Source organism: Pseudomonas sp. NPDC087342 (assembly GCF_044744265.1).
GTDB classification, from domain to species: Bacteria; Pseudomonadota; Gammaproteobacteria; order Pseudomonadales; family Pseudomonadaceae; genus Aquipseudomonas; species Aquipseudomonas nunensis.
The window spans coordinates 78,716-95,806 of sequence record NZ_JBIUXZ010000006.1 but is presented as its reverse complement, the minus strand read 5'-3'; the positions used below and the strand labels follow the sequence as shown (position 1 = coordinate 95,806).

At 62.4% G+C, this 17,091-nt stretch carries 11 protein-coding genes; 7 read left to right on the top strand and 4 right to left on the bottom strand.

Annotated features, from left to right (window positions below):
- The 3 genes from mgtA to ACIOYV_RS15690 form a co-directional block, all read right to left on the bottom strand.
- The coding region (gene mgtA, locus ACIOYV_RS15700) for a magnesium-translocating P-type ATPase (protein WP_401324876.1) at nt 1-2,118 on the bottom strand (2,118 nt) is incomplete at its 3' end.
- Between the two features lie 527 nt (nt 2,119-2,645).
- A complete protein-coding gene (locus ACIOYV_RS15695) occupies nt 2,646-3,983 on the bottom strand; it encodes a lysine N(6)-hydroxylase/L-ornithine N(5)-oxygenase family protein (RefSeq protein ID WP_401324873.1) in 1,338 nt (445 codons plus the stop codon).
- Between the two features lie 132 nt (nt 3,984-4,115).
- Nucleotides 4,116-4,598, bottom strand: a complete 483-nt coding sequence (locus ACIOYV_RS15690; protein WP_054051507.1) for a sigma-70 family RNA polymerase sigma factor — start codon at nt 4,596-4,598, stop codon at nt 4,116-4,118.
- Between the two features lie 320 nt (nt 4,599-4,918).
- On the opposite strand from ACIOYV_RS15690, the gene ACIOYV_RS15685 reads away from it, so the two are divergent.
- From ACIOYV_RS15685 to ACIOYV_RS15675, 3 genes are read left to right on the top strand one after another with little or no spacing between them, the layout of a single operon-like run.
- The gene (locus ACIOYV_RS15685) at nt 4,919-6,091 is read left to right on the top strand and encodes an efflux RND transporter periplasmic adaptor subunit (RefSeq protein WP_401324871.1); all 1,173 of its coding nucleotides are present in this window, start codon (nt 4,919-4,921) and stop codon (nt 6,089-6,091) included.
- Complete coding sequence (locus ACIOYV_RS15680) at nt 6,092-8,065, top strand: MacB family efflux pump subunit (protein ID WP_401324868.1); 1,974 nt, start codon at nt 6,092-6,094, stop codon at nt 8,063-8,065.
- 7 nt (nt 8,066-8,072) lie between these two features.
- Nucleotides 8,073-9,467: an efflux transporter outer membrane subunit gene (locus tag ACIOYV_RS15675; RefSeq protein ID WP_401324865.1), complete on the top strand. Its 1,395-nt coding sequence runs from the start codon at nt 8,073-8,075 to the stop codon at nt 9,465-9,467.
- Nucleotides 9,468-9,619: 152 nt separating this feature from the next.
- Here ACIOYV_RS15675 and ACIOYV_RS15670 read toward each other — a convergent pair whose 3' ends face one another.
- Nucleotides 9,620-11,248, bottom strand: a complete 1,629-nt coding sequence (locus tag ACIOYV_RS15670) for a PvdJ/PvdD/PvdP-like protein (protein ID WP_401324863.1) — start codon at nt 11,246-11,248, stop codon at nt 9,620-9,622.
- A gap of 246 nt (nt 11,249-11,494) precedes the next feature.
- Here ACIOYV_RS15670 and pvdM point away from each other — a divergent pair, with 246 nt between their 5' ends.
- The 4 genes from pvdM (at nt 11,495) to ACIOYV_RS15650 (ending at nt 17,060) form a co-directional block, all read left to right on the top strand.
- Entirely contained in the window at nt 11,495-12,865 is a 1,371-nt protein-coding gene (gene pvdM / locus ACIOYV_RS15665; RefSeq protein WP_163913442.1) for a pyoverdine-tailoring dipeptidase-like protein PvdM, read from the top strand.
- A complete protein-coding gene (locus ACIOYV_RS15660) occupies nt 12,862-14,145 on the top strand; it encodes an aminotransferase class V-fold PLP-dependent enzyme (protein ID WP_401324860.1) in 1,284 nt (427 codons plus the stop codon). The genes pvdM and ACIOYV_RS15660 overlap by 4 nt, the downstream gene beginning before the upstream one ends.
- A 238-nt stretch (nt 14,146-14,383) precedes the next feature.
- Nucleotides 14,384-15,271: a formylglycine-generating enzyme family protein gene (locus ACIOYV_RS15655; RefSeq protein ID WP_401324858.1), complete on the top strand. Its 888-nt coding sequence runs from the start codon at nt 14,384-14,386 to the stop codon at nt 15,269-15,271.
- A gap of 130 nt (nt 15,272-15,401) precedes the next feature.
- A complete protein-coding gene (locus ACIOYV_RS15650) occupies nt 15,402-17,060 on the top strand; it encodes a cyclic peptide export ABC transporter (RefSeq protein ID WP_401324853.1) in 1,659 nt (552 codons plus the stop codon).
- The last annotated feature ends 31 nt before the right edge of the window (nt 17,061-17,091 follow it).

Below are 17,091 nucleotides of genomic sequence, written 5' to 3'. Positions count from 1 at the left end.
GGCGGTCATCTTGATGTACTTGAGCATGTTGGCGAAGGTCCGGCGCCCTTCCAGCACGCCCTCCTCCAGCACCATCAGGCTCTTTTCCAGCAGGATGATATCGGCCGCTTCCTTGGCGATGTCCACCGCGCTGTCCACCGAAATACCGATGTCGGCTGCACGTAGCGCCGGGGCGTCGTTGATGCCGTCGCCCATGAACCCGACCACATGCCCGTTGCCCTTGAGTAACCGCACGATGCGTTCCTTGTGCGACGGCGTCAGTTTGGCGAAGACGTTGGTGGTCTCCACGGCCAGCGCCAGTTCGGCGTCGCTCATGCGCTCGACGTCGTTGCCCATCAGCAAGCCTTGTTGTTCCAGGCCGACCTCGCGGCAAATCTTCGCGGTCACCAGTTCGTTATCGCCGGTCAGCACCTTCACCGCGATGCCGTGAGCGGCCAATGCACGCAAGGCCGGCGCGGTGCTTTCCTTGGGCGGATCGAGGAAGGCGACGTAGCCGATCAGGGTCATTTGCTGTTCATCGGCGATGCTGTAGATCGCTTGATCCTTCGGTGTATGCCGCGCGGCCACCGCCACCACGCGCAAGCCTTCCTCGTTGAAGGACGCGGTCACTTCGCGAATCCGCGCCAGCAGTTCATCGGTCAGCGGCTCGTCGTTATCGCCGTGGCGAACATGGGTGCAACCGGCGAGGATTTCTTCCACCGCGCCTTTGCACACCAGCACGTGATAAGGCCGGTCATGCTCGGCCACCACCACCGACATGCGGCGCCGGGTGAAGTCGAACGGCACTTCATCGACCTTGGCGAACGCCGTGGCCACTTCGAGTTCACGGTGCACCTCGACGTGTTGCAGCACCGCCACGTCCAGCAGGTTTTTCAGGCCGGTCTGGTAGTAGCTGTTGAGATAGGCCATTTCCAATACGTCGTCGGACTCTTCGCCCCAGACGTCCACATGCCGGGCGAGGAAGATTTTGTCCTGGGTCAGGGTGCCGGTCTTGTCGGTGCACAGCACGTCCATCGCGCCGAAGTTCTGGATCGCGTCCAGGCGTTTGACGATGACTTTCTTGCGCGACAGGAACACCGCGCCTTTGGCCAACGTCGAGGTGACGATCATCGGCAGCATTTCCGGAGTCAGGCCGACGGCGATGGACAGCGCGAACAGCAGCGCCTGCATCCAGTCACCCTTGGTGAAACCGTTGATGAACAACACCAGTGGCGCCATCACGAACATGAAGCGGATCAGCAGCCAGCTGACTTTGTTAACGCCGTTCTGGAACGAGGTCGGCGCCCGGTCGGTGGCGCTGACCCGCTGTGCCAGGGCGCCGAAGTAGGTGCTGTTGCCAGTGGTCAGGATCACCGCGATGGCCGAACCCGAGACCACGTTGGTGCCCATGAACAGAATGTTGTCGAGGTCCAGCGGGTTGCTGGTGCCGCTGTCCTGCTGGCGCGGGAATTTTTCCACCGGCATCGATTCGCCGGTCATCGCCGCCTGGCTGACGAACAGGTCCTTGGCGCTGAGCACCCGGCAATCGGCGGGAATCATGTCGCCTGCCGAGAGCACGATCAGGTCGCCGGGAACCAATTGCTTGATTGGCAATTCGATGCGCTGCGCGCCCTGGCGCATGACGGTCGCGGTGTTGCTCACCATCGCCTTCAGCGCATCCGCCGCCTGGTTCGACTTGGCTTCCTGCCAGAACCGCAGCAGGGTCGAGAGCACCACCATGGAGAAAATCACCACGGCAGCCTTGATGTCTTCGGTGAACCAGGAGACCACCGCCAACAAGGTCAGCAGCAGGTTGAACGGGTTTTTGTAGCAGTGCCACAGGTGCACCCACCATGGCAGCGGCTGCTCGTGCTCGACTTCGTTGAGGCCGAATTGTTCGCGCAGGGCGTCGGCTTCGGCCTCGCTCAAACCGTCGCTGTGACTGCCGAGGTTATCCAGCAACAGGCCGGTGTCGCTGTTGGCCGCCGACACCAGGGTCTGCGCCAGCGTCGGCGGTACTTCACGGCTGACCGTGGTGTCGTTGATGCTTTCCAGCAGCGCCAGGCGACGGAAGTGCCGGGCGATGTGGCGGGTGCGCAGGAATCCGGCGAAGAATTCTTTGAGCAAGGTCAGGTTCATGGCAGTTGCCCCCCAGGGTCAGCCGGGAAACCGTCGAGCAGGCGCGTCGAGTCGCCGCGATGTCGACAGGCAGGTCGAACATCACGCACGGTTCAGCGTCGATGAGAGGGACGTCGGGAATCGCGCCGCCACTGGCCGCGATCGGGATGCCGCTACTCGCTTTTCAGCAAGATAACGGCACAAAAAAACTGCGCGTCAGCTTGCCGAGAAGGTGCCGGTTACTGAAACCGGCCGACTACTGTCACTCGAACAAGTACCCACTGTGGGTCTCCGCTATTGATGAAAACGCGCGAAGCTTACGCCCCGATTTCTGGAGAGTAAACGATGCCGGGAGGTGTGCCGGGGGAATCGGCGGGTTCTTCAGGAAGGGTTCAGGATGATCATAAAATTGTGGCGAGGGGGCTTGCCCCCGTTGGGGTGCGAAGCGCCCCCAAAACCGACAAATGCGGTATATCAGACAGACCGCATGCATTGATTTTACGACTGCTTCGCAGCCGAACGGGGGCAAGCCCCCTCGCCACAAGATCTCAGCTGGCAGTGGCCAACAACAAATCCATCACCGACCGCCCATGCCCGCGCGACTTGCCATGCTCATACAGCGAGCCGGCAATTTCATCGGCGCGGATCGGCAGGATCGACAGCAAGGTGTCGCTCAAGCCGTGGCTGGCCTGGCAGAAGCCCTGCATGTAGATGCCGGCCTTGCAGCGCTCGTCGGTGATCAGTTTGTAATTGCGATCGACCTCGAAGTCGCCCAGGTACTGTTCCAGCGGCGCCAACAGTTTGCGGTGCATCTGGCGCTCGTAACCAGTGGCCAGCACCACGGCGTCGTAATGCCGGACCGTGACTTCGCCGGTGGCGTTGTTGCGCACCGCCAGTTCGATGCCGCGCTCGGTGGCGGTGGCTTTTTCGATAGTGGTCAGGGTACGGAATGCATGGCGCGCAATCCCGGACACCTTCTGGCGATAGAAGATGCCGTAGATGCGTTCGATCAGGTCGATGTCCACCACCGAATAGTTGGTGTTGTGGTACTCGTTGACCAGACGCTCGCGCTCGCTGCTGGCCTGCTGGAACACCAGGTCAGTGAATTCCGGCGAGAACACTTCGTTGACGAACGGGCTGTCGTCCGCCGGCTTCAGGGCCGAGCCGCGCAGGATCATGTCCACTTGCACCGACGGGAAGCTGTCGTTCAAGTCGATGAAAGCTTCCGCCGCGCTCTGCCCGCCGCCGATGATCGCAATGCTCATCGGTTGATTGTTCACGCACGGCTGCTTGGCCATTTGCGCCAGGTACTGGGAGTGGTGAAACACGCGGCTGTCATCCTTGAGCGCCTTGAACGCTTCGGGAATGCGCGGTGTACCGCCGGCACTGACCACCACCGAACGGGTGGTGCGCACGTGTTGCTGGCCCTGGGTATCGCGGGAGATTACGCGCAGCGCCTCGACCTGCTGGTTGTGCAGCACCGGCTCAATTGTCAGCACTTCTTCGCCGTAGCGGCTCTGCTCGGTGAACTGCCCGGCAACCCAGCGCAGGTAGTCGTTGTACTCCATGCGGCACGGGTAGAAGGTGCCGAGGTTGATGAAGTCCACCAGGCGCCCGTGATGCTTGAGGTAATTGACGAACGAGTACGGGCTGGTCGGGTTGCGCAGGGTCACCAGGTCCTTGAGGAAGGAAATCTGCAACTCGCTCTGGGTCACCAGGGTGTTGCCGTGCCAGCGGTAGTCGGCCTGCTTGTCGAGAAACAGAACATCCAGCTCACCCTGGTTCGGTGCGCGCTCTTGCAGAGCGATGGCCAGCGCCAGGTTCGAAGGGCCGAAACCGATGCCGATCAGGTCGTGAACGATGGGCGATGCAATTGCCTGTGTCATTTCCAGTGTCCTCTGGATGAACCCCTCAGCAGCGGGGATAAAACCTGGGTGAGCTGACCGGCCTGTGGCAGGACAGCAGATCGTCTGTTGAGTAGGGACGAGGACAATGAAAAAAAATTTAAGCGGAAGGGATCAGTGGGCGTCCCACTGCTTGATGCGCACCCGGCAATGTTTCATCGCGTTGACGATGTGTTTCTCCACCAGCGCCCGGGAAATCCCCAGGTGTTCAGCAATCTCGGGGTGCGACAGGCCGTCGATCTTGCGCAGCAGGAAACTCTCGCGGCACAGCCTTGGCAATTCCGCCAGCGCGCGCTGGAGCATGGCCAGGCGTTGGCCGTGGTCGAGGCTGGTGTGCGGCGAAGGGGTGAAGTAACGCTCTTCGTTGTCGAGCACTTCCAGGGATTCGACCTGACGCAGGGCATTGCGCCGATGGTCGTCGATCACAAGGTTTAGCGCGGTGCGGTACAGGAATGCCCGGGGCTGCTCGATCGGCGTGTCGCTGGATCGCTCCAGTACCCGCAGATAAGCGTCATGCACCACATCTTCGGCCACCTGACGGTTGCCCAGCTTGGCGTTCAGGAAACACACCAGCTCGCGATAGTAGTTTTCCAACATGACTCCCGGCCGCACGAGGTGCGGGACCTGTCCTTGAGCCAGCTCCGCGACCGCCGAATGGGCAGTGGCAGGATGGTGGCAATTTAAGTCGCGTAATTTATAGTAATTCTCATATAGATTTAAAGTGCTGTTTCAATTTGCCCGATAAATAGTCCTGATCTACACCTGTAACTCCGTGTGTCCGCGCTTAAATTCCTCCCCGCATTCCTCGTTTACAGGACAGCTCCCCGTGTCTGTCGGCCCTCCGACAGCGCTCGACTGTCGCCTCTTTTTGCGCGCCAGTTGCGCGACGGGCCGATTTTCTCTGGCCGGAACCCTGCATGAAACGTCCCCGACACACCCGACGCGCCCTGCTTGTAGCCCTTTGTCTGATCCCCGTCGTGGCCGTCGCGGCCTGGAAGATCCTCCCGCCCGGCCGCGATCAATTCGCCACGGTGCAAGTCACGCGCAGCGACATCGAAAGCAGCGTCACGGCGTTGGGCACCCTGCAACCGCGACGTTACGTGGATGTCGGCGCTCAGGCGTCGGGGCAGATCCACAAGATCCATGTGGAAGTCGGCGACGTGGTCAAGGAAGGCGACCTGCTGGTGGAAATCGATCCATCGACGCAACAGGCCAAACTCGACGCCGGGCGTTTTTCCATCGACAACCTCAAGGCGCAACTTGAGGAGCAAAAGGCCCAGCACGAACTGGCCCGGCAGAAATTCCAGCGCCAGCAAAACCTCGCGGCCGGTGGCGCCACCCGCGCCGAAGACGTGCAAACCGCCCAGGCTGAACTGCGCGCCACCCAGGCCCGCGTGGACATGTTCCAGGCGCAGATTCGCCAGGCCCAGGCCAGCCTGCGCAGTGATCAAGCCGAACTCGGCTACACACGTATTTATGCGCCGATGAACGGAACCGTGGTCGCCCTCGATGCGCGTGAAGGCCAGACCCTCAACGCCCAGCAGCAGACGCCGTTGATTCTGCGCATCGCCAAGCTGTCGCCGATGACGGTGTGGGCCGAGGTCTCGGAAGCCGACATCGGCCACGTCAAACCCGGCATGACCGCCTGGTTCACCACCCTCAGCGGTGGCAACCGGCGCTGGAACAGCACCGTGCGGCAGATCTTGCCGATCCCGCCCAAACCGCTGGACCAGACCAGCCAGGGCGGCGGCAGCCCCGCCAGTTCGAGCAAAAGCGGCACCGGGCGCGTAGTGCTGTACACCGTGTTGCTCGACGTGGATAACGCCGATAACGCCTTGATGGCGGAAATGACCACTCAGGTGTTCTTCGTCTCCGACCAGGCGAAAAACGTCCTCACCGCGCCGATTGCTGCGCTGCAGGGCGGCCCGCAGGCCGACAGCCAGACTGCACAAGTCGTCGCGAAAAACGGTGCGATCCAGCAACGGGAAGTGCGCACCGGCATCAGTGATCGGCTGAAAGTGCAGATCATCGATGGCCTCGAAGAAGGCGATCACCTGTTGATCGGCCCGGCTGACGGGAGTGGCGGCTGAATGCAGACGCCCCTGATCGACCTGCAGGACATCCGCAAAGCCTACGGTGGCGGCGATGCCCCGGAAGTCCACGTGTTGCGCGGCATCGACCTGGCGATCCATGCCGGCGAGTTCGTGGCGATTGTCGGCGCTTCCGGCTCGGGCAAATCGACGCTGATGAACATCCTCGGCTGCCTCGACCGGCCGACCTCCGGCGAATACCGCTTCGCCGGAGAAAACGTCGCCCAGCTCGACAGCGACGAACTGGCCTGGCTGCGTCGCGAGGCGTTCGGCTTTGTGTTCCAGGGCTATCACCTGATCCCGTCCGGCTCGGCCCAGGAAAACGTCGAGATGCCGGCCATCTACGCAGGCACCCCGGCCGCCGAACGCCACGCCCGCGCCGCCGCCCTGCTCGACCGCCTCGGCCTGGCCACGCGCACTGGCAACCGCCCGCATCAACTCTCCGGCGGCCAGCAGCAACGGGTATCGATTGCCCGCGCCTTGATGAACGGCGGCCACATTATCCTCGCCGACGAACCTACCGGCGCCCTCGACAGCCACAGCGGCGCCGAGGTCATGATCTTGCTCGACGAGCTGGCGAGCCAGGGCCACGTGGTGATCCTGATCACCCACGACCGCGAAGTGGCGGCGCGGGCCAAGCGCATCATCGAAATCCGCGACGGCCTGATCATCAGCGACAGCGCCCACGACAATCCCACCGCGCAAACCTCGGCCAACCCCGGCGCGTTGCAAGCGGTGGACCTGCGCAAGCGCCTCAGTGAAGGCGCCGAGGCCACCGGCGCCTGGAAAGGCGAACTGGTGGATGCGGTGCACGCGGCCTGGCGGGTGATGTGGATCAACAAGTTCCGCACCGCCCTGACCTTGCTCGGGATCATCATCGGCGTGGCGTCGGTGGTGGTGATGCTCGCGGTCGGCGAAGGCAGCAAGCGTCAGGTCATGGCGCAGATGGGCGCATTCGGTTCGAACATTATTTACCTCAGCGGCTCGGCGCCGAACCCGCGCACACCGCCCGGCGTCATCACCCTCGACGACGTTGCCGCGCTCGCCAGCCTGCCGCAAGTGCGGCGGATCATGCCGGTGAATGGCTCCGAGGCTGGGGTGCGTTTTGGCAACGTCGATCACCTGAGCTACGTCGGCGGTAATGACACCAACTTCCCGGCGATCTTCAACTGGCCAGTGGTCCAGGGCAGTTACTTCACCGACGCCGATGAAAAATCCGGCGCGGCGGTGGCGGTGATCGGCCACAAGGTGCGCACGAAATTGCTCAAGGACGTGGCCAACCCGATCGGCCAGTACATCCTGATCGAAAACGTGCCGTTCCAGGTGGTCGGCGTGCTCGCGGAAAAAGGCGCCAGCTCCGGCGACTCCGACAGCGACAACCGAATCGCCATTCCGTATTCGGCGGCCAGCGTACGGCTGTTTGGCACGCACAATCCCGAATACGTGGCCATCGCCACGGCCGACGCGCGCAAGGTCAAGGAAGCGGAAACCGCGATCAAGCAGTTGATGCTGCGCCTGCACGGCGGCAAGCAGGATTTCGAATTGACCAACAACGCGGCGATGATCCAGGCCGAGGCCCGCACCCAGAACACCCTGTCGCTGATGCTCGGCTCGATTGCCGCGATCTCGCTGCTGGTCGGTGGGATCGGCGTGATGAACATCATGCTCATGACCGTGCGCGAACGCACCCGCGAGATCGGTATCCGCATGGCGACCGGCGCCCGTCAGCGCGACATCCTGCGCCAGTTCCTCACCGAAGCGGTGATGCTCTCGGTGGTCGGCGGCCTCGCCGGAATTGCCCTGGCGCTGATCGTCGGCGGCGTGTTGGTGCTCAGCGAAGTTGCCGTCGCGTTTTCCTTGATGGCGGTGCTCGGCGCCTTCGGCTGCGCCCTTGTTACCGGTGTTGTCTTCGGCTTCATGCCGGCCCGCAAAGCTGCCCGGCTCGACCCGGTCACGGCCCTTACCAGTGAATGATCGATCTATGAAGCCGCCATTGAGCCTGTTGACTATCTGCCTGTTGCTCAGCGCCTGCAGCAGCCCTGCCCCGCGCCCGGACAGCGGCCTCGCACCGCCCGCCATGTGGCAATCGCCGCACAACGAAAGCGCCGCGCGCAGCAATGCGCAATGGTGGACGCAATTCGGCAGCCCGCCATTGGATCGCCTGATCGAACAGGCGCGGGTCGGCAGTTTCGACCTCGCGGCAGCGGTCGCCCGAGTGCGTCAGGCCCAGGCCGGAACGGTGATTGCCGGCGGTTCGCAGTTGCCGGAGATCAAGGCCGGGGCGAATGCCAACCGCCAGAAACTGCTGCGCGGCAATGGCTACAGTCAGCTTGATGCGGACAGCAGCAACGAGGCGGTGGATTACTTTGATGCCAACCTGAATGCCAGTTATGAAATCGACTTCTGGGGCGGCAAACGTGCGTCCCGCGACAGTGCGCAGTTCGGGCTCAAGGCCAGTGAATTTGATCAGGCGACCGTGGAGCTGACGGTGCTCAGCGGTGTGGCCAACAGCTACACGAAAACCTTGTCGTTGCGCGAGCAGCGGCGGATTGCCGAACTCAATCTGGCGAATGCCCAGAGCGTGTTGAAACTGGTGCAGACCCGCTACGATTCCGGCTCGGCCACCGCCCTCGAACTGGCGCAGCAGAAAAGCCTGGTCGCAGCGCAACAGCGGCAATTGCCGACGGTGCAGCAACAGGCCGACGAATCGCTGATCACCCTCGCGGCCCTGCTCGGCCGACCGGTGCAGGAACTGGCGCCGATCGACGAGTCTTTCGATCACCTGCAATGGCCCGTGATTGGTGCGGGTGTGCCCAGCGAGTTGCTGAGCCGCCGCCCGGACATCGCCCGCGCCGAAGCACAACTCTCCGCCGCCCGGGCCGACGTCACCGTCGCCCGCGCCGCCATGCTGCCCTCCATCACCCTCAGCGCCAGCTTCGGCTCCGGGGCGAACAGCGCCAGCGACATTCTGCGCAGCCCGTTCTATAACCTCACCGCCGGTTTGGTGGCACCGATCTTCAACAACGGCCGCCTCGGCGCCGACCGCGACAAAGCCACGGCACGCCAGCAAGAATTGCTGGAGGTCTATCGCGGGGCGATCATCAACGGTTTCGCCGACGTCGAAAAAGCCCTCAACAGCATTCGCTGGCTCGACGAACAACGCCAATGGCAAAGCGAAGAACTGAGCCAGGCCCAGACCGCCTTCAACATCGCCCAAAGCCGCTACCAGGCTGGCGCCGAGGATTTGCTCACGGTGCTGGAGACACAACGCACGCTGTACGCGGCGCAGGATTTGAATGTGCAACTGAAACTGTCGCGGTTGCAGGCGAGTATTGCGCTGTACAAGGCGCTGGGTGGGGGGTGGCAAGCTTTGTGAGGGCTGTGACGCTTAGTTGAATTGGCAATACATCACCTGTGGCGAGGGAACTTGCTCCCGCTGGACTGCGCAGCAGTCCCCTTCTTTACAGGTAAAAAGAAGGGCCGCTTCGCGACCCAGCGGGAGCAAGCTCCCTCGCCACAACGCCGTCGTCAGGCCTGCCGCTGCTTGACCTTCAAATTCCGTGCATACCACGGCCGTTGCGGCACGCGGCGGAACAGGTCGGCGAGTTTCTTTTCGTCGGTGCCGAAGGTGATGCGCAGCGCGAGTTTCATGGTTTCCGGGTCCATTTCCACCGACTTGCCCGCCTGTAACCCCGGCGTGGTGCTGCAACCGTGGGTGCTAGGGCCGAGCCAGGGGTCGTCGACTTCGACGAAGCGACCCGGGGCGAACCACGGCACGCCATTGACCTCCAGCCGCGTGACCTCCCCGGGATGGAAGCGCTCATGCGCACGGAACCAGTCTTCCAGCCGATCATCGATCCAGCCGTGGAAATGCCAGAACACCGGGTTTACATGGGAAGAAAACGGGTCACCGAGGAAATCGTTTTCCGGCCCGAACCAACGTGCGGCAAAGTCCGAGGGATCACGGGCAAACGGCACCGGCTGACCATTCGACGGATCACGCGGCACCGACGCCCAGCGCATGTGTAGCCAGTCATGCAAACCCAGTTCGACTTCCGAACCGAACTGCCCCAACGTCAACTTCGACAGATAACGCGGATCGCGGTACTGCGATTCCCAGACCTGGAAATTGCTGTGATACGTCTCGGCAGTCTTGATGTCGCTGACCCACTGGGTGTACTCCGGATCCTCGCCCGCCAGCCAGGTCGGCGGCAGTGAAGCGCCGTCGTGGTTGTCGAAGTAGCGGGCAAAGCCCTGGCGATCCCGCTCCAGTTCCGGTTGCGGCATCGGGAAGCTTGGCCAGGACGGCAAGTCTTGCATCGAGCGCGCGGTGGCGAGCATGTGCCGGTGCATAAAGAAAAAGTCCACGCCCGAACCATTGCGATCTTTCTTCGGACCCCGGGCATCGCGCTCCTTGTCGCGCGGGCCCGGCTGCCAGCCAATCCCGCGCAAGGCTCCACGCTTGTCTTCGGAGAGTGTGTGCCATTTGTCCCGCGAGGCATGCCAGAGCTGATGGAACAAACGATGCTCCGGAGAAATCAGCCACGCCAGCAGCGTCGAATTCAGACCGGTACGCTCCCGTGCTTCAGGAAACAGGCGTTTGTGCGCGACAAAGCGATTGTCCAGCGCCGGCAAACCGAGCGGACGGTCCAGTCGCAGGATGCGCCCGCTGAGCGTGCCACTGCCGGCATTGCCGAAATCGGCCCAGACCTCATCGAGAATCACCGACAACTCATACGTCGCTGCGCCGTTGGCCGATTGCGTATCGATCAGGCGCCAATACATCTCGCCAGGCTTGGGTGACACCAGATCGCCCATGACCCGATAACGCGGCTCAGCGTCGCCCCGCAACTGCTGCGCGGTGTCCAGATAACCGCGCAAGCCGCGCCCACGCTGGGCGACGTCGAGCAACAACTCCAGGCCTTGCAACGGCAAACCGTCGAGGCCCGCCTGCGCGCCCTCGAAGCGAACATCCCAGACGCCACGCAGCGAATTCGCCAGGTGCTGGCCCGCAGTGTCCGCCAGATCGACCGTCGCCTCACCGGGGGTGATCGTCGGGTCCGGCTTCGTCCATTCGCGATGCCCATAAAAAGCCGCAGGCACGGCGGCGCCGGTCAGCGCCAGGCCCGCCATGAACCATCGTCGAGAAATCGTCATTGCCCTACCTGTGTCAGCCATGAAGCAGGCTTTATCCAAGCTAGAACGTTCATCCTGCCGACAAATTTAAGAGCATCGCGGGCAAGCCTCGCTCCTACAGTTTGTGCGTCGCGCATTTGTAGGAGCGAGGCTTGCCCGCGAAGAGGCCCGAACAACCACCTAAATTTTCCCGCCAGCCACTCGTTCTTCCCAGATAGCAAAGGCCCCTGCGCCTGCACCTCGACGGCGAACCTGACTGAGATGGCAATGACAAAACCACGTTCGAAAAAGGCTCTTTACATCGGCCTGCCGCTGGCTCTGGCGATCAGCGCCGGTGCAGGCTATGCAGCCTGGGATTACTGGTTCAAGGACAACCCCGGCTACCCGGTCAAGGTGATGAAGCAGGCCGACGAACTCCACGAACGCATGCTGTCTTTCGACAGCCACGTCAGCCTGATGCAGAACTTCGGCACCCAGGGCAACGAGGCGGACAAGGATGGCAAGGGCCAGTTCGACCTGGTCAAGGCCAATCGCGGCCATCTCTCCGGTGCAGCCCTGACGATTTTCGGCTGGCCGGAAATCTGGAACGGCGCCAACGCACCGCACAAACCCACCGCCGGGTTCCTCGAAGAAGCGCGCAACCAGCAGGAGATCCGCTACAAGATCATCACCGGGATGGTCCGCGACTTCCCCAATCAGGTCGCCATCGCTTACACCCCCGACGACTTCCGTCGCCTGCACGGTGAAGGCAAGTTCGCCATTTTCATCAGCATGCTCAACGCCTACCCGTTGGGCCACGACCTGAGCCTGCTGGACCTGTGGACGGCGCGCGGCATGCGCATGTTTGCGTTCAGCTACATCGGCAACAACGACTGGGCCGACTCCTCGCGGCCGCTGCCGTTTTTCAACGATTCGCCGGACGCCCTCGACGGCCTCTCCGACCTCGGTAAACAAGCGGTGCATCGCCTGAATGACCTGGGGGTGATCATCGACGTCTCGCAAATGTCGACCAAGGCCCTGGAGCAAGTCGCGCAACTGAGCCGCACACCATTGGTGGCCTCGCACTCCGCGCCACGGGCCATGGTGGATATCCCGCGCAACCTCAGTGACAAAGAACTGCAACTGATCAAAAACAGTGGCGGCGTGGTGCAGATCGTCGGCTTCTCGCAGTACCTCAAGCCACTGTCGCAGCCGACCCAGGACAAGCTCAACGCACTGCGCCAGCGTTTCGACCTGCCGCCCCTGCCGAACCTCGCGATGGCGCTGATGCCGGGCGACCCGATCATCTCGGCCTGGTCCGAGCAGAAGTTCGGCCAGTACGCCAGCGGCCTCTACGCGATCCTCGAAGAAGAACCCAAGGCCAGCCTCAAGGACCTCGGGGACGCCATCGAGTACACCGTGCGCAAAATCGGCATCGACCATGTCGGCATCAGCTCCGATTTCAACGAAGGCGGCGGCGTCAAAGGCTGGGAGAACGTCAGCGAAATCCGCAACGTGACCGCCGAACTGCTGTCGCGCGGCTACTCCGAGGCGGACATCGCCAAGCTCTGGGGTGGCAACTTCCTGCGGGTCTGGGATCAGGTGCAGAAAGCCGCCAAGCCCGCATTGATCTCGCAGCAGGACAAAAGCAAACCATGAGTGATCGTCGAACCTTCCTGAAACAGGCTGGCATCCTCGCCGCAGGCCTGCCGCTGACTGCCGGCCTGCCCTCCGCCGCCAGTGCCGCAGCAAAAGCGCCAGTGTCCGGGGACAAATGGGCGCAGTTGCGCCAACTGTTCGACCAGGACCCGGCCTATCTGCATTTCTCCAACTTCCTGATCACCTCGCACCCCAAACCCGTGCGCGAGGCCATCGAGATGCACCGCGCCGCCCTGGATAAAAACCCTGGGCTGGCGATGGATTGGGACCTGGGCGTGATCGAGCAGCGCGAAGAAGACGTCCGCGTGTGGGCCGGTCGTTACCTGCAAGCGGATGCCAAGCAGATCGCGCTGACCGGCAGCACCACCGAAGGCCTGGCGATGATTTACGGCGGTGTCCATGTACGCCCGGACCAGGAAATCCTCACCACCGTCCACGAACACTACGCCACCCACACCATTCTCGATTTGCGCACACAGCGCGATGGCACCAAGGTGCGCAAGCTCCGGTTGTTCAAGGATCCGCAGACGGTCACCAAGGAAGAAATCCTGACCGCCATCGACCAAGGCATCAAACCCGAAACCCGCGTTTTGGGCATGACCTGGGTGCAGTCCGGCAGTGGCGTGAAAACCCCGATCGCGGAAATCGGCGCCCTGGTGGACAAACACAACCGCAACCGCGCCGATAAGGACCGGATCATTTACCTGGTCGACGGCGTGCACGGCTTTGGTGTCGAGGACTTGAGTTTCCCGGCGATGAACTGCGACTTCTTTATCGCCGGCACCCACAAATGGATGTTCGGCCCGCGCGGCACCGGCATCATTTGCAGCCGCAGCCCAGAGGTCAAATACGTCACGCCGATCATCCCGACCTTCTCTGAAGCCACGGCGTTTTCTACCACCATGACTCCGGGTGGTTATCACTCGTTCGAACACCGCTGGGCGCTGAACGAAGCCTTCAAATTGCATTTGCAATTGGGCAAGGCCGACGTCCAGGCGCGCATCCATGCGCTCAACAGCTACATGAAGAAACGCCTGCAAGCCCACCCGCAAATCGAACTCGTCACGCCGCTGAGCCCCGAGCTGTCATCGGGTTTCAGCTTCTTCCGGGTCAAGGGCAAGAACAGCGACAAGATCGCCGCGTACCTGATGCAAAACAAAGTGGTCGCCGATGCGGTGGAACGCGACGTCGGCCCGGTGGTGCGCACCGCGCCGGGGCTGCTCAACACCGAGGCTGAAATCGACCGCTTCATGGCGTTGCTCAGCACGCAGCTCGGCTAAGGATGCGACAACACAACCCCTGTGGGAGCGAGCCTGTGTGGTGAGGGGGCTTGCCCCCGTTCGGCTGCGCAGCAGTCGTAAAACCGTTGCATGCGGTGCGCCCGATGCACCGCAATCGTAGGTTCTGGGACCGCTTTGCGCTCCAACGGGGGCAAGCCCCCTCGCCACATAAGCCCGCTCCCACAGGGATGCGCATTGAACAGATACGACTCCTTTTACCTTTGTATCGAGAGAGATGATGAACAGTGAGCCGCGTAGTTTTTCCTTGAAGACGCTCCCCGCACTGGCTTTCGCCGCCGTGGCCGCCAGCCTGTTGCCGGGCCTCGCGCAGGCCGCCGAGCCTGCCCAGCCGGGCAAGGTGTTCAAGGACTGCAAGGATTGTCCGGAAATGGTCGTGCTGCCCACCGGCACGTTCACCATGGGCACCCCGGAAAATGAAGTCGGTCGCGAGCCGGATGAAGGCCCGTTGCACCCGGTGACGTTCGCCAAACCGCTGGCCATCAGTCGCTTCCAGGTGCTGGCCGGTGAATGGGACGCCTACCTGCGCGACACCGGTTACGTGATGCCCGACGGCGATACCCGTCCGGGCCGCGAGTGCAAGGCTGGCGTGCCACGCTACGAGCGCACGGTCAAGCATCCGGCCGTGTGCATGGACTTCGAAGAAGCCAATGCCTACGTGGCATGGCTGTCGAAAAAATCCGGCAAGGCCTATCGGCTGGTCAGCGAATCCCTGCGCGAATACGCCTCCCGCGCCGGCAGCACCGGGCCATTCCCCTTCCCGTTCGACGAAGGCAAGGAATACAGCATCGCCAAGCACGCCAACACCTACGGCGCGGCCGATGGCTACAACTTCACCGCGCCGGCAGGCAGCTTCCCGGCCAACGCTTTCGGCGTGTACGACATGCACGGCAACGTCTACGAGTGGACCGCCGATTGCTTCAACGAGAACTACGTCGGCGCACCAAGCGACGGCAGTGCCTGGCTGAGCGGCGACTGCAAGGTGCGGCGCATTCGCGGCAACGACTGGGGCGAAGCGCCGGTGTTCTCCCGTTCGGGCAATCGCAACGCCACCTACCCCGATACCCGTGGCGACTGGCTGGGCTTTCGCGTCGCCCGGGATCTGTGAGGCGCCCACCTCCCGTCGCATGACGTGCAACAAACCCGTGAGCGGCTAAATCGTCGCCCACGGGTTTCGTCTTTTAAGCAGCCAAACTCTTGAACCTTTGCCCTTAGCGGCACTTGAAGCGGAAACTTCCATGACCTCAAAATCCCGCGGAGCCTTCAGTGAAGTCCTCGGCCTGCTCAGGCCTTTCCGGGTCATCGTTGTGGTGTCGATCATGCTCGGCATGCTCGGCGGCCTCAGCATCACCGCGCTGCTGGCGACCATCAACGACGCGTTGAACGCCGCCGCCACCCCGTCCACCCGTGTGGTGCTCTCCTTTATCGGCCTGTGCGCGGTGGCACTGGTGACGTCGATCCTGTCGGACATCGGCACCAACCATGTCGGCCAGCACATCATCGCCGGGCTGCGTAAATCCCTCGGGGAAAAAGTCCTGCTGGCACCGATCGAACAGATCGAGCGCTTCCGCAGTTATCGACTGATCCCGGTGCTGACCCACGACGTCGACACCGTCAGCGATTTCGCGTTTTCCTTCGCGCCGCTGGCCATCGCATTCACCGTCACCCTCGGTTGCCTGAGCTACCTGGCCTACTTGTCGTTGCCGATGTTTGCCTTGCTGATGGTGGCCCTGGTGATCGGCACCGCGCTGCAATACGTGGCTCGCTCCAAAGGCATCAAGGGTTTCCAGGCCGCGCGCGAAGCCGAGGACGAACTGCAAAAACACTACAGCGCGATTGCCGCCGGCGCCAAGGAACTGCGCATCCATCGCCCGCGCCGCCAACGCATGTTCAGCCAACGCATCGAAGGCACCGCCGATTTCATCTGCAACACGCACATCCGCGCGGTCAACACCTTCGTGGTGGCCAAGACCCTCGGCTCGATGCTGTTTTTCGTGGTGATCGGCCTGGCGCTGGTCCTGCAATCGATGTGGCTGGGCTCGGATAAAGCCGTGCTCAGCGGCTTCGTGCTGGTGCTGCTGTACATGAAAGGCCCGATGGAATACCTGATCACCACCCTGCCGGTGGTCAGCCGCGCGAACATTGCGTTCAAGCGCATCGCCGACCTGGCGGAGCAGTTTTCCTCGCCGGAACCGCACCTGCTGCTCAGCGACAAAGACGCGCCGAAACCGGTGGTCGAACACCTGGAATTGCGCGACGTGCACTTCGCTTTCCCAGCGGTAGACGGCAGCAAACCTTTCGCCCTCGGCCCGGTCAACCTGTCCATCGCCCAAGGCGAGATCGTGTTTATCGTCGGCGAGAACGGCGGCGGCAAAACCACGCTGATCAAGCTGTTGCTGGGGCTGTACGCGCCACAGGGCGGGGAAATCATCCTCAACGGCAAACCGGTCTTGGCACATAACCGCGACGATTATCGCCAGTTGTTCACCACGATTTTCGCCGACTACTACCTGTTCGATGAACTGGTGCAAGGCGAGCAGAACGTTCCCGAAGACGCCAATCGTTACCTGGAACGCCTGGAAATCTCGCACAAGGTCAGCATCCGCGATGGCGCCTTCAGCACCACCGACCTGTCCACCGGCCAGCGCAAACGCCTGGCCCTGCTGAACGCCTGGCTGGAGGAACGCCCGGTGCTGGTGTTCGACGAATGGGCGGCGGACCAGGACCCGGCCTTCCGCCGGATTTTCTACACCGAGCTGTTGCCGGAACTCAAATACCTGGGCAAGACCATCATCGTGATTTCCCACGACGACCGTTACTTCGATGTCGCCGACCAATTGGTGCGGATGGAGGGCGGACGGGTCGTTGCGCAGAAGCAATCGTTGACGGCGGTCTGATCACGTTCTCAGCCAACGCCTGTCAATCCGC